Raw genomic sequence first — 13776 nt, forward strand, 5'->3', positions numbered from 1 at the left:
TAAATTTTTATCTATGACAACTAATAAATTAGCAATAATTGGTGGAAGTGGTCTTTATGATGTTGAAGAGTTTAAAGACAGAGAATTACTTGATTTAAATACTCCTTGGGGAAAACCATCAGATAAAATCTTAAAAACAAAGTACAATAATAAAGAAGTTTATTTTTTACCAAGACATGGAAGAGGGCATTTTATCTCTCCATCTAATATTAATTTTAGAGCAAATATTGATGCTCTAAAACAATTAGGAGTAACAGATATTGTTTCAGTTTCAGCTGTAGGGTCACTTAAAGAAGATTTACCACCAGGTAAATTTGTTATAATCGATCAATTTATCGATAGAACATTTGCAAGAACCAAAACTTTTTTCAATGATGAAATTGTGGCTCATGTTTCAATGGCTCACCCAACATCAAACGGATTGATGAATGCTTGTGAGGAAGCGATTAAAAAATCAAATATAGATTATCAAAGAAATGGCACCTATGTTGTGATGGAAGGGCCTCAATTTTCAACACTTGCTGAGTCAAATTTATACAGATCATGGAAAGCAGATGTTATTGGTATGACTAATATGCCTGAAGCAAAACTCGCTAGAGAGGCTGAAATTAGATACGCATCTGTTTCAATGGTCACTGATTTTGATTGTTGGCATCCAGATCATGAAAATGTAGATGTTCAACAAGTAATTAAAGTTTTACTAGGTAACGCTGAAAAAGCAAAAGTAATGATTAAAAATTTAATTGATAATTTTGAGAATTATATTGATCCAAAAGATCCAACAAATAATTGCTTAGATGTTGCAATAATTACAGTTCCAGAAAAAAGAACTCAAAAGACGATAGATAAACTTAAATCTGTAGCTGGTAGAGTTTTATCTCAATGAGAATAGAGGGAAAAAAGTATAGAACAATTTGGTTTAACAGTGGTGTAGTAAAGATAATTGACCAAACAAAGCTTCCACATAAATTTATAATTAAAGATCTCAAATCAGTCAAAGATGCAATAAATGCTATTAAAATTATGGAGGTGAGAGGGGCACCTTTAATTGGTGGAACTGCTGCCTATGGAATAGTTTTAGCAATCCAGGAAAATAATAATCCTGAATTTATAAATAAAAGTGCAGAACAACTAATTCAATCAAGACCTACAGCAATTAATTTGAAATGGGCAGTAGATCGTATGATGAAAAAATTATTAGGGATTAATAGTGACAAAACCTTAGATGTTGCTTTAAATGAAGCTAAAGAAATATGTGATGAAGATGAAAAGTTTTGTGAAAATATAGGTATCAATGGATTAAAAATAATTGAGGAAATTTATAATAGGAAGAAAGATACAGTTAATATTTTGACTCATTGTAATGCTGGATGGTTAGCAACTATTAATTGGGGAACAGCTACTTCTCCCATATATCATGCACATAAAAAAGGTATTCCAGTTCATGTATGGGTAGATGAGACAAGACCAAGAAACCAAGGTGCAAATTTAACTTCTTATGAATTAAATGAGGAAGAAATACCAAATACTATAATTGCTGACAATACAGGTGGAATTTTAATGCAAAGAGGCGAGGTGGATATGTGTATTGTAGGGACTGATAGAACTTTGTCTAATGGAGATGTTTGTAATAAAATTGGAACTTATCTAAAAGCATTAGCAGCTCATGATAATAATGTGCCTTTTTATGTAGCATTACCAAGTTCAACTATCGATTGGGAAATTAAAGAAGGTAAAAATATCCCAATTGAAGAAAGAAATTCAGAAGAGCTGTCTCATGTTGAGGGAGTGGATGAAAATAATGAGATCAAAAAAGTTTTAATTTACCCTAAAAAAAGTAAAGCAATAAATCTTGCCTTTGATGTTACTCCAGCAAAGTATGTAACAGGTTTGATAACAGAAAAAGGTATTTCCGAAGCATCATCTAATGGTCTTAAAGAATTATTTAAGAAATAATTCTGGAAGAAATTAATCCATCAAGTGGTTTTGGGTGAAACCATGTAGACTTTTGTGGCATATATTTTTTCTTTTTTGCAAAGGATAAAACTTGTGAAATATTTGTAGGATATAACCTAAATGCTAAATTATACTTTTTAGAATTTACAAAATTTTCCAAGGCTTTTTTACCTTTAAATCCTGATACGAAATCAATATTTTTTTTATTTTTCAGGATTTTATCTAATATTAATTTTCTTAATATTGTTACATCTAATTCTTTTGATTGTTTTAAAGGCTTAATTGTATACCATTTTTTATTTGCATACATTTCAATTTGGTTATTTTTAAGTTTCTTATTCATTTTAGATATTTTTAAAGAAAAGTGTTTTGAAATTATTTCCTTAATTTTCTCAAATTTTAGGTTGGTTTTTACAACCCTATTATAATCCAATATGTTCACTTGGTTATCTGGAAAGGCAATTATCATAGGAGCAATTTTTTTTTTACTTTTTAACATTGCTTGAATTCGATGATGTCCATCACATATATATATCTTTTTTATATTTTTTAGATAATTTTTAAGCAATCTTACTTTATTTAATTTATTAACAACCCAAAGTTCATGCCTACACTTATCTTTAGATTTAAAATTATAATCTGATTTAAATCTAAAAATATTCTTTAATTTTTTTAACGAATTTGGAGTACTCTTGTATGTAGTGTAAATAGGGCTTATTTGACTATTGAATTTTAATAATTGCTCTTTTCTTTTTTTAATTCTTTCAACAAAAGTTTCTTCATGACCTAATATTTTTTTGTCATCATAATTATCTAAATTTATTTTTCCAACTATCCCAAGTAACTTCTTATTATTGTATGTAATTCTATATAAATAGAAATGATTTGATGTATCTTGCTGAATAATGCCTTTATCTTTAAGACTTTTAAGAATTTTTTTTGATTTATTGATTTTGGAAGTATTTAATAAATTTAGAAAGTTTAATTTTTTATTTGGTTTATAATTATCAATATAACTAACGTTTGGAGAAGTAACTTCTTTTGCAAACCTTTTTTTAGGTCTTATTCCGCTAAATGGTTTTATGAGACTCAATTTTTTAAATTAAGCAATTTTTGGCAATTCTTCTAAAGCTTTATCAACACTTGCTTGGTCAAATTTATCTTCAGCTAAGTTTCCTTCGAAGAAATCACCGTAAGCCTTCATATCAAAGTGACCATGCCCACAAAGATTAAATAGTATTGATTTAGACTCACCATTCTTTTTGCACTCTAATGCTGCATCAATTGCACCTTTGACTGCATGAGTAGCTTCAGGAGCAGGAACAATTCCTTCTGTTCTTGCAAAGTTAACGCCTGCTTCAAAACATTCTTTTTGACCATATGCTTTTGCTTCTATTGCATTAAGCTCTTTAAGATGGCTAACCATTGGTGCCATAGCGTGGTATCTTAATCCTCCAGAGTGTGTTGCTGGTGGAATAAACTGTGATCCTAAAGTATGTGTTTTCATTAGTGGTGTTAATCTTCCTGTGTCACCAAAGTCATAAACAAATTTACCTTTTGTAAGTGAAGGACATGATTTTGGTTCACATGCAATTACTCTTGTTTTTGTTCCTTCTCTAAAATTTTTACCTAAAAATGGAAAAACTAATCCTGCAAAGTTGCTACCACCACCCGTACATCCAACTAAAATATCAGGATAGTCATCAGCCATTTCCATTTGAAGTAATGTTTCATTTCCAACGATAGTTTGATGCATCAACACATGATTTAACACACTGCCAAGCGCATATTTTGTATCAGGATTTTTTGCTGCCATTTCAACAGCTTCTGAAATAGCTATTCCTAAACTACCAGAGCTATCTGGAAATTTCGCTAATATAGCTTTTCCACTATCAGTTTCTTCTGATGGACTTGCAACACATCTCGCTCCATATGTTTGCATTACTAATTTTCTATATGGTTTTTGCTCAAAACTTACTTTAACCATATAAACATCTAACTCTATTCCAAATAGCTTACATGCGAAAGCAAGTGAGGTTCCCCATTGTCCTGCACCTGTTTCAGTAGTTATTTTTTTTGTACCTTCTTCTTTATTGTAAAAAGCTTGTGCAACCGCTGTATTTGGTTTGTGACTTCCTGACGGGCTTACTCCTTCATATTTGTAATAGATTCTTGCAGGAGTATCTAAATGTTTTTCTAATCTTCTTGCTCTGTAAAGGGGAGAAGGTCTCCATTGTTTATAAATATCTCTTACCGGCTCAGGAATTTCAATTTCTCTTTCTTGAGAAACTTCTTGCCCAATTAGAGCCATTGGAAATAATGGTGCTAAATCATCTGGTCCTATTGGTTTTAAAGTGCCAGGATGTAAAACTGGATCCAAGGGTTTTGGAAGATCTGCAGCTATATTATACCAAGTCTTTGGCATTCTACTTTCTTCAAGAAAATATTTAATTGTATCAGTCATTTTTTTCTTTATGTAGTCTGATCTTAAATTAAGTTAAAATCAAGTTTTTTTTAATGAAGAAAATTAAGGCTGAAATAATCAAATATTCCAAAATGCTTAATAGCAGAAAGCTATCTGCTCTTAGATCTGGCAATATATCAGTAAGATACAATGATGGTTTCTTAATCACTCCCTCTGGAAAAAAGTATTCATCATTAAAAGGTAGCGATATAGTTTTTGTTTCACTTAAAGGAAATTTCGACAAAAAAAAAGGAATTCCTTCTTCAGAATGGCAATTTCATCAAGACATTTACAAAAATAAATTAGAAGCTAAAGCAATTGTTCATGCTCATTCAACTAACGCTACTGCAGTTTCTACTCACAAAAGAAGCATTCCCTCTTTTCATTACATGGTAGCTATGGCAGGAGGTCACGATATTAAATGTGCAAAATATGCAACTTATGGGACAAGAGAATTATCTAAAAATATTTTAAAAGCTTTAAAGAGCAGAAAAGCTTGCTTAATCAGCAATCACGGTCAGATTGCATTCGAAGAAAATTTACCGAAAGCTTTTGAGCTAGCTGAAGAGGTTGAAAATATATCACTTCAGTATATAACGAGCTTAAAATTGGGTAGGCCTAAAATCCTTTCGATAAAAGAAATGAAAAAAGTATTATCCAAAGCAAAAAACTATAAAAGAGGATAATTAATGACTAAGGTTGGAGAGCATATAACTCTAGACATTATTGGAACTACCAAAGAATACGATCCTTCTTTGTTTGAAAAAGTTATTAATGATATTGCAAAAGCAGCTGATGTAACAATTCTTAATATTTCTAAATATAAATTTGAGCCTCAAGGTTTTACAATTTTAGCATTATTAGCAGAAAGTCATATTAGTTTTCATACATTTCCTGAAAAAGGGATAATTAGTTTTGATTTTTTTACTTGTGGAAAAGTTAGCCCATCAGTTGCAATTGATATAATAAAAAAAGAATTTGCTCATAAAAGAATTGTTAAAAAAGAATTTAATAGAGATACTAAATCTTTATATCACGATATTTATAGTTCACCAGGATTGCAAAAATCATACGTAGTAAATGATGTGCTTGAAGATTTTAAATCAAAAGTCGGTCAACATATTGAAATTTTAGAATTAGAACAATTTGGCAAATCATTATTTATTGATGGAGAAATACAAGTCGCTGCAACTGATGAGCATTTATACAGCTCAACTTTTGTAGGTGCTGGCCTTCATTTAAATAAAGACAACGAAAGAGCTGCAATCATTGGAGGTGGTGATGGCGGTGTTGCAAGAGAGTGCATTTCTAAAAATTTTAATTTTATAGACTGGTTTGAGCTTGATCCAGAAGTTGTGGACGTTTGTAATAAACATCTTGGAGATATAGGCAACAAAGCTACAGAAAAAAATTCAGTGAAATGTGTGTGGGGTGATGCATTTAAAAGCATAACATCAGTTGAGGATGATACCTACGATCACATTTTTGTTGATCTTAATGATGATCAATTTTGCATAGATCTTGCTGCTAAAAATATGGACTCAATGATCAGAATATTAAAACCAAAAGGTGTGATTACCGCTCAGGTAGGTAGTCAAGATAAAAAACCTAAACAAGTTGATAACTGGTTAAATGTATTTAACCATCATTTTGGAAATACTAAATTATCTAGAGTTTATATACCTAGTTTTGATTGTTCTTGGAACTTCTCTTCATCAATAAACCATTAATTTTTCTTTTTTAATTTTTAAAATTGTGAAATACTTCCTCCAAATTAAAGGAGAAAATAATGAATATATTCAAAAAAACTATTTTAACAGTTCTTGCTTCTTTATTAGTTATCGGAAATGTTTACGCTGACAAAATAAAAATTGGAACTGAAGGTGCTTACCCACCATGGAACTCAAAAGATGCATCAGGCAATCTTATTGGTTTTGAGGTTGAATTAGCAAACGAACTTTGTGCAATCATGAAACATGAGTGTACTATCGTTGAACAAGACTGGGATGGAATGATTCCAGCTTTATTGATGAGAAAGTTCGATGCAATTATGGCAGGTATGTCAATTACTGCTGAAAGACAAAAAACAATCACTTTTTCTCAAGGTTATGCTGATGAAGTAGCTTCGCTTGCAGTTATGAAGGGTTCTAGTCTAGAAGGTGTAGACACTCCTGAAGGTGTTAATTTAACTTTAGGTGGATCTGCTGTTAAAAAAGCTCTTAAAACTTTAACAGGTGCACTTGCTGGAAAAACTGTTTGTACTCAAACAGGAACTATTCACCAAAACTTTTTAGAGTCAGGTGATGTAGGAAGTGTTAATGTTAGAACTTACAAAACTCAAGATGAGGTAAATCTAGATTTAACATCTGGAAGATGCGATGTTGCATTAGCTGCAGCTGTTGCATTTACAGACTATGCTGACAAATCAGGAAAACCAGTTGTATTAGTTGGACCAACTTTTTCAGGTGGTGCATTTGGTAATGGTGTTGGTGTTGGTGTTAGACAAGGTGGAGATGATGCGATTGGAAAAAGAGACGCTAAACTTCTAAAAGACTTCAACAAAGCAATTGATAAAGCTAGAAAACAAGGAATTATTAGCAGACTTGCTATTAAGCACTTTGGTTTCGATGCTTCTATGTAATTAATTTCAGATTTGGCGACTATAATATATAGTCGCCAATCTATATGGAACTTCTCGCATTTGGCAAAACTGGTTGGGGTGATGAATTATTTTACGCAACCTTAATGACTATAGCTGTCTCTGTTACAGCAATGTTGATAGGATTTGTTTTTGCCCTAATTTTTACTCCACTTAAACTATCAAAATACAAATCTTTAAATTTAATTGGAAATTTTTACACAACAGTTATTCGTGGTGTTCCTGAATTATTAGTAATCTACCTTTTCTTTTTTGGCGGAAGCGGTGCAATTATGTATGTTGCTTCTATCTTTGGGTATTTTGAATATATAGAAATTAATGCTTTTATTACTGGATCAATGGCAATTGGAATAATTTCAGGCGCTTATTCAACTGAAGTATTTCGTGGAGCAATTCAATCAATTGATAAAGGTCAGTTCGAAGCTGCTAAAGTTTTGGGTGTAAGTAAATTTGCACAGTTTTATAAAATAATTTTACCTCAAATGTTAAGACTAGCCATTCCAAATCTTAGTAATGTTTGGCAGATTACTTTAAAAGATACATCTCTTATTTCAGTTACAGGCTTGGTTGAAATTATGAGACAATCATATATCGCAGCAGGTTCTACTAGAGATCCATTATTCTTTTACTCATTTGCTGCTGTTTTATATTTACTACTAACTTACTTAAGTATGAAGTTAATTAATAAATTAGAAGCAAAATATAGCAGGGGGTATTAATGGACTTTGATTTGATGTTTACTAGTTTCCCCAAATTATTAGGTGCAGCTGTTGTTACTTTAAAACTTTTATCTGTATCTTTATTTTTTGGGTTATTTCTCGGACTTTTATTCGCAATTTTAAGATTAAATAAAAATATATTTATTAATAAGTTTGCTTACGGGTATTCTTATGTTTTTAGAGGAACACCTTTATTGGTTCAAATTTTCATAATTTACTTTGGTTTGGGACAAATTGAATATTTAAGATCAACATTTTTATGGGTTATTTTAAAAGAACCTTACTGGTGCGCAATTATAGCCTTCACTTTAAATACAGGTGCTTATACTTCTGAAATTTTAAGATCAGCGTTTCAGACAATAAAGCCAGGTATTATTGAGGCTGGTAAAAGTTTAGGAATAACAAACAATATAATTTTTTACAAAATCCAAATTCCAATAGCGATTAGACAATCATTGCCTGCGTACGGTAATGAAATAATATTAATGATGAAGGGAACTTCTTTAGCAAGCACAGTAACATTAATGGACTTAACAGGAGTTGCTAAATATATTATTTCAACAACCTTTAAGCCAATAGAAGTATTTATTGTTGCAGGCGGAATTTATTTATTCATGACTTTTATTATTCATAATGTCATTAAATACTTAGAGAAAAAATATAGTTTCCAATAATAAAAATGTTTTTAACCGAAGAACAAATTAATGATTACCAAACAGATGGTGTGATAATTATTAAAGATATTTTTAAAGATTGGATTGAGCCATTAAGAACAGGTTTTAAAAAGGTTTTAGATAATCCAAGTAAACATGGACGAGAGAATGTAGATGGTAACAATGGTAGATTTTTTGAAGATTATTGTAATTGGGAGAGAATAGAGGAGTTTAAAGATTGTATTTTTAATTCACTCGGAGCTAAAATTGTTGCAGAAGCAACCAATTCTAAATCATCTCAAATTTTTCATGAACATATTTTCATAAAGGAACCAGGTACACACAAAGAAACACCTTGGCATCAAGATATGCCTTATTACTGTGTTGATGGTAATGATACAGGAAGTTTTTGGATACCATTAGATGAAGTCGATCAGAAAAATAATCTTAAATTAATTTTAGGGTCTCATAAATGGCAAAAGTTAATTAGACCTACCAAATGGTCCAATAATCAATCTTGGTACGAAGACGCTAGTTCATTTATGGATTTACCTTCATCAGATGAATTTAAAAAAAATATTTTAATTCCAGAACTTAATTTAGGTGATGCTGTATTATTTAATTTTAAAATTGTGCATGGCTCAACTGGAAATAATACTTCAAAATCTAGGAGGGCATTTTCTATGAGATTTATAGGTGATGATGTTAAATATATTGATAGAGGAGGTCCAACCTCTCCACCATTTGATGGAATCAATTTAAAAACTGGAGATATAATGAGAGAGGATTGGTTTCCAAAAGTTTTTAATAGCTAATTAGATTTTATTTTTTGATTGATAACTAAAACTGCACCAATAATTAAAATAGGAAGACCAATAATAAGATCTATTTGCCATTCTAATTTCTCAAAAATAGTAGATATTATTAGAGCAAGAACAGGCATAACAACACCGACATAACCAGCGCGTCCAGGACCAACTTTTTCGAGTAATTTTAAATATGAAACGAAAGCAAAGATTGATCCAAAAATAGATAAATATAATAGAGATGTTATATAGCTAAAGCTGTATTCAAATAATAATTCAGCACCACGCACCTGTGTAATTAATAAGGTAACAATAGAACCATATAACATAGCATAAGCAATTGTTTGAAGTGCAGGAAAGTTATTATTCAAATTTCTTTGATGAACCATGTTTCCTGTTGAGGCACAAAACGTTCCAATTAATGCCAAAAATAATCCTATGTGAGTACCTTTTTCAAAGCTAAAATTAAATATCTCATCATTAAAAATAATAATAATCCCAATCATTCCAATTAATGCACCAATTAATGTTTTTAAAGATGGTTTTTTCTTAAAGTAAAAAGTTTCACCTAAAATATTCATTATAACAACAGTAGAAAAAACAATTGCTGGAAATGCACTTATTAAATATGTGTTAGATAGGTAAAAGAAAACATAGTTAATTGAATAAAGACAAGTTCCAAAAAATAAAAACCAAAAGTGACAATTAATGGAAAATTTTAAATTCTGTTTTTTGATTAATAGGTAAATAAAAAAAATGATTGCAGCTATTAAAAATCTATAAAAAACTGAAACTAATGGATCTACATAACCTAATTGAAATTTAATCAAATACCAAGTGGGCGACCAACAAAAAAGTGTGATTAAAAATAAGACATAGTTATTCATTAACAGTCTTAATAACTAGTATATTCTTTAATTTCTTTAATCTTTGAACCTGTGAGATTATTAATTTCCAACTTAATTTTAGCCCTGTCGTCATTTAAGAAATGAACATCTCTTGAAAGTTTAATAAAAGTCTCTGTAAAATCTTTTTCTTTTTCACATTGTCTTTTATCATCTTCAATTACCCATAATTTTGCATTAATTTGTTTTAAAGACTCAAAGAGCTCATTTAACTTTTGATCAGATTTAACATTGTTATTTAATTGATTTTTAAGGATTGAGTGTTCCTCATTAATAAATTTTAGTTTTTCTAAATCTTTGATTTTTCCTTGTTTAATTTCTAGGATAGAAATTTTGTCCAATAATTCACCAACAGATACCTCTACTAGAATTTTATTCATTAAAAAATATACTATGTTAAGTTGTTATAAATATGTCTAACATTTTAATCATTAAACATGGATCTTTAGGAGATATAGCTCAAGCGTGTGGGGCAATTCAAGATATTTCTGAAAATCACAAAAATGATGAAGTTCATTTGTTAACAACTAAACCATATTTTGATCTATTTAAAAAAAATCCACATATTTCCAATGTTATTTTGGATAAGAGATTACCAAGATTTAATCTGATCTATTTATATTCATTGATGAAGAATATTAAGAAATACAAATTCTCCAAAGTTTATGACCTACAAAACTCAAGCAGAACATCATTTTATAAAAGAATATTATTTCCTAAAGCTACTAGAGGCACATGGTCGTCTACTGAAACCACATTGCCAGAAGGATCTACAAAAAAAGATTTTGATAAAGACTCAGTTTTATCTAGATTTGACCATCAGTTAAAAAGTTCAGGAATTGCAACTCACCACACATTAAGCCCTGATTTTTCGTGGAGCTCATCAGATATATCTCAAATAAAAAGTTATCATCAATTAGAAAAATATATTGTTCTTTTTCCTTTTTGCTCTCCTCATTTAACTTCTAAGAAGTGGCCTTATTATAATGATTTAATTTCTTTTATTAATGAAAGATTAAAAAATAAATTTAAAGTAGTTATAGCACCTGGACCAGGAGAAATTAAAGATGCATCAAGTATTAATGCTCTTTGTGTTTTAGATAACGGTAAAGCATTAGATATTTCCCAGTTAGCCGCATTGATTAAAGATAGTTCATTTGTTGTTGCAAATGATACAGGACCAGCCCATATGACAGCGCACTTAGGATCAAAAGGAATTGCTTTATTTGGATTTCATACAACACCTTTTAAAGTAAGTATTGAAAGAGAAAATTTTAAAGCGATACAAGCACCAGATTTATCAAAATTATCTCCAGAAAAAGTTTTTGAAAGATTGTCTGAAATTATTTCTTAATTTTTTCTAATACACTTAAAAATATGGGAACAGTGAAAAGTATAAAGAGTAATCTTATTATATGATGGAAAGCAACAAAATCAGGTTCTAAATCAAACGCTATTGCTATTACTGCTACCTCATAAATTCCACCAGGACTAAAAGATAAGATAAGTGTTAAGATATTTGTATCAACAAAAAAAGTTGCAACATAAGCTGCAAGAAATCCTAACAAAACAAGAATTGTTGTTGCAACTAAACTATGAAGAGAATTATTGGCAATTTCTTTAATTGTTTTTTCAGCAAATCTACATCCAACTGAAGCACCTAAAATTAAAAGACAAAAATTAATTGATGAGTCTGGTAGTTTATATGTTGCTATATCAGTCATTTGAAGTAATCCACTAGCAAATAATGTTCCTGATAAAAGTGCAGCAGGAATTCTAATTTTATCAAAAATTAAAATAAAAATTATAGACGAAACAACCAACATTAATAAATTTAAGTGATTTTGAGCCATATAGTTAAAATCATCTACAATAAGAGTTTCAGTGACTGCGTTATTTACAATTATAAATGGAATAAGTGTGATGATAATTATCAATCTAATTAAATGTGAAGTTGCCACTTGTGATAGATCAGTTTTTTCATTTTCAGCTAAAATCATTAGTGGACCTAACGCTCCTGGTGCTGAAGAAAATATTGAGGCTTTTTCTCCATAGTCTGCATATTTTTGTAAATATTTTGAAACTATTAGAATACAAACAATAATATAAATTAGCATTATTACAGAAGTCCAAATCCAATTAATCATTTGATTAAACAAATTTTGATCTATGTAATTACCAATATGTAGACCAAGTATAATTAATATTGAGCTTAGAGCTAGTTTAGGCATTTTAACTTTTAATCCTGCTAATGCCCCAATTGAAGTAACAATCATTGGTCCTAGCATCCAAGCTAATGGAATATTAAAATAATCTGCAATGATTGCACTAGGAATAGAAATTAAAATTACTAAAATAAATTTTTTAGAAAATAGCTGTTTATAGTTTGAAAGATTAAAAAATACTTTAGACTCATTCATTAATTGTTCTTCTATCATTTACTATTAAATAAATAATAGAAAAGAATTAGCCTTATATAGGGAAAGGTTTTTTTTAATTTTTAAAATTTGAATATTATCGACAAAAATTATCGAAAAAAAATAATCAATTATAGGTTGTGTATCACTATATTGTTTGCATTTGTCTTAAGACTGTAATTTACTTTCATTTTTAAAACCAATGAGGGAAAAAATGAATAATATAAAAAAAATAATTTCAGTATTATTCTCAGCAATCCTATTATTTTCAGCAACTACAACAAGTTCAATTGCGATTGATAAAATTCATTTCGTAATTGGAGGTGGTGCTGGAGGTGGTTGGGATGGAACTGCTAGAGGTACTGGAGAGGCTTTAACAAAAGCTGGTATGTTAAAAAGTGCATCATTTGAAAATATGTCAGGTGGTGGTGGTGGAAAAGCTTTAGCTTTCATGATTAATACTAAACCTGCAAATACAGTTTTAGTTCAATCTACACCATTAGTTTTAAGATCAATCACTAGACACAAAGGTTACGTGAGTGGAAGTGGTACTTTATCTTATAAAGATGTTGTGCCGATCGCTGGTGTAATAGGTGACTATGGTGCAATCGCTGTTGCGAAAAACTCACCTTACAAAAACTTTAAAGATGTAGTTGATGCATACAAAAAGAATCCAAGCTCTGTCAAAATGGCTGGTGGATCAGTAAGAGGAAGTATGGACCATTTAATTGGTGCTTTAGCTTTCCAAGCTGCTGGTGCTAATCCAAATGATGTAGCTTATATTCCTTATGATGCTGGTGGAAAAGCGTTAGCTGGACTCTTATCTGGAGAGACTCAAATTATTTCTACAGGTTTAGGTGAGCTTATGGGCGCAAGAGACCAAGTAAGAATTATTGGTATTACTGCTCCTTCAAGAGTTTCTGACGCACCAGATGCGCCAACTCTTAAAGAACAAGGTTATGACGTACAATTCGTTAACTGGAGAGGATTTTTTGGCCCTCCAGGTATGAGCGGTGCAGATAAAAATGCAATTGCTAAAATGCTAGGCGATGTACAAAAAACTTCTGAATGGGAAACTGTTAGAGCAAGAAATGCTTGGGTTAATATTTATAATCCAGGTGACAAGTTTGTTTCTTTCTTGGAAAAACAAACAGAAGAAATGACAGCTCTTATGAAAAAATTAGGAGTTATATAATC

15 protein-coding genes are annotated in these 13776 nt (G+C 30.3%); 10 read left to right on the forward strand and 5 right to left on the reverse strand.

Going from position 1 to position 13776, the window contains the following annotated elements:
* Positions 1-13 precede the first annotated feature (13 nt).
* Positions 14-886, forward strand: a complete 873-nt coding sequence (locus ACIJYF_RS02485) for an S-methyl-5'-thioadenosine phosphorylase (RefSeq protein WP_435117480.1) — start codon at positions 14-16, stop codon at positions 884-886.
* A complete protein-coding gene (mtnA, locus tag ACIJYF_RS02490; RefSeq protein WP_435117482.1) occupies positions 883-1956 on the forward strand; it encodes an S-methyl-5-thioribose-1-phosphate isomerase in 1074 nt (357 codons plus the stop codon). Before ACIJYF_RS02485 ends, mtnA begins: the two co-directional genes overlap by 4 nt.
* On the opposite strand, the gene ACIJYF_RS02495 is transcribed toward mtnA, so the two are convergent.
* Entirely contained in the window at positions 1946-3049 is a 1104-nt protein-coding gene (locus ACIJYF_RS02495; RefSeq protein ID WP_435098076.1) for a DUF1015 family protein, read from the reverse strand. The genes mtnA and ACIJYF_RS02495 overlap by 11 nt on opposite strands.
* Positions 3050-3058: 9 nt before the next feature.
* Positions 3059-4420, reverse strand: a complete 1362-nt coding sequence (locus ACIJYF_RS02500) for a TrpB-like pyridoxal phosphate-dependent enzyme (protein WP_435088856.1) — start codon at positions 4418-4420, stop codon at positions 3059-3061.
* A gap of 53 nt (positions 4421-4473) precedes the next feature.
* Here ACIJYF_RS02500 and ACIJYF_RS02505 point away from each other — a divergent pair, with 53 nt between their 5' ends.
* Genes ACIJYF_RS02505 through ACIJYF_RS02530 form a run of 6 tightly spaced genes read left to right on the forward strand, consistent with a single transcriptional unit; the run spans position 4474 to position 9266 of the window.
* On the forward strand, positions 4474-5106 hold the full coding sequence (locus tag ACIJYF_RS02505) for a class II aldolase/adducin family protein (protein ID WP_435117483.1): 633 nt from the start codon (positions 4474-4476) through the stop codon (positions 5104-5106).
* Between the two features lie 3 nt (positions 5107-5109).
* Positions 5110-6150, forward strand: a complete 1041-nt coding sequence (gene speD, locus ACIJYF_RS02510) for an adenosylmethionine decarboxylase (RefSeq protein WP_435117485.1) — start codon at positions 5110-5112, stop codon at positions 6148-6150.
* 59 nt (positions 6151-6209) lie between these two features.
* Positions 6210-7061 (forward strand): transporter substrate-binding domain-containing protein, encoded by an 852-nt coding sequence (locus tag ACIJYF_RS02515; protein ID WP_435086788.1) that lies wholly within the window; start codon positions 6210-6212, stop codon positions 7059-7061.
* 44 nt (positions 7062-7105) lie between these two features.
* Entirely contained in the window at positions 7106-7798 is a 693-nt protein-coding gene (locus ACIJYF_RS02520) for an ABC transporter permease (protein ID WP_435117487.1), read from the forward strand.
* Positions 7798-8472 (forward strand): ABC transporter permease, encoded by a 675-nt coding sequence (locus ACIJYF_RS02525; protein ID WP_435117489.1) that lies wholly within the window; start codon positions 7798-7800, stop codon positions 8470-8472. Before ACIJYF_RS02520 ends, ACIJYF_RS02525 begins: the two co-directional genes overlap by 1 nt.
* Before the next feature lie 5 nt (positions 8473-8477).
* Complete coding sequence (locus ACIJYF_RS02530) at positions 8478-9266, forward strand: phytanoyl-CoA dioxygenase family protein (protein WP_435117491.1); 789 nt, start codon at positions 8478-8480, stop codon at positions 9264-9266.
* On the opposite strand, the gene ACIJYF_RS02535 is transcribed toward ACIJYF_RS02530, so the two are convergent.
* Together ACIJYF_RS02535 and ACIJYF_RS02540 are read right to left on the reverse strand one after the other, a co-directional pair.
* A complete protein-coding gene (locus tag ACIJYF_RS02535; protein WP_435117493.1) occupies positions 9263-10144 on the reverse strand; it encodes a DMT family transporter in 882 nt (293 codons plus the stop codon). The two genes, ACIJYF_RS02530 and ACIJYF_RS02535, sit on opposite strands and share 4 nt — an antisense overlap.
* 8 nt (positions 10145-10152) lie before the next feature.
* Positions 10153-10542, reverse strand: coding sequence for a DUF6165 family protein (locus ACIJYF_RS02540; protein ID WP_435117494.1), 390 nt, complete (start codon positions 10540-10542; stop codon positions 10153-10155).
* Positions 10543-10574: 32 nt separating this feature from the next.
* Between ACIJYF_RS02540 and ACIJYF_RS02545 the strand changes: the two genes are divergently transcribed.
* Complete coding sequence (locus ACIJYF_RS02545) at positions 10575-11516, forward strand: glycosyltransferase family 9 protein (RefSeq protein ID WP_435117496.1); 942 nt, start codon at positions 10575-10577, stop codon at positions 11514-11516.
* Here ACIJYF_RS02545 and ACIJYF_RS02550 read toward each other — a convergent pair.
* On the reverse strand, positions 11506-12600 hold the full coding sequence (locus ACIJYF_RS02550) for an AbrB family transcriptional regulator (RefSeq protein ID WP_435117498.1): 1095 nt from the start codon (positions 12598-12600) through the stop codon (positions 11506-11508). The genes ACIJYF_RS02545 and ACIJYF_RS02550 overlap by 11 nt on opposite strands.
* A gap of 193 nt (positions 12601-12793) precedes the next feature.
* Here ACIJYF_RS02550 and ACIJYF_RS02555 point away from each other — a divergent pair, with 193 nt between their 5' ends.
* Positions 12794-13774, forward strand: a complete 981-nt coding sequence (locus ACIJYF_RS02555) for a tripartite tricarboxylate transporter substrate binding protein (RefSeq protein WP_435117500.1) — start codon at positions 12794-12796, stop codon at positions 13772-13774.
* Positions 13775-13776: the final 2 nt, after the last annotated feature.

This window comes from Candidatus Pelagibacter bacterium nBUS_49 (genome assembly GCF_051200925.1).
Lineage (GTDB): Bacteria > Pseudomonadota > Alphaproteobacteria > Pelagibacterales > Pelagibacteraceae > Pelagibacter.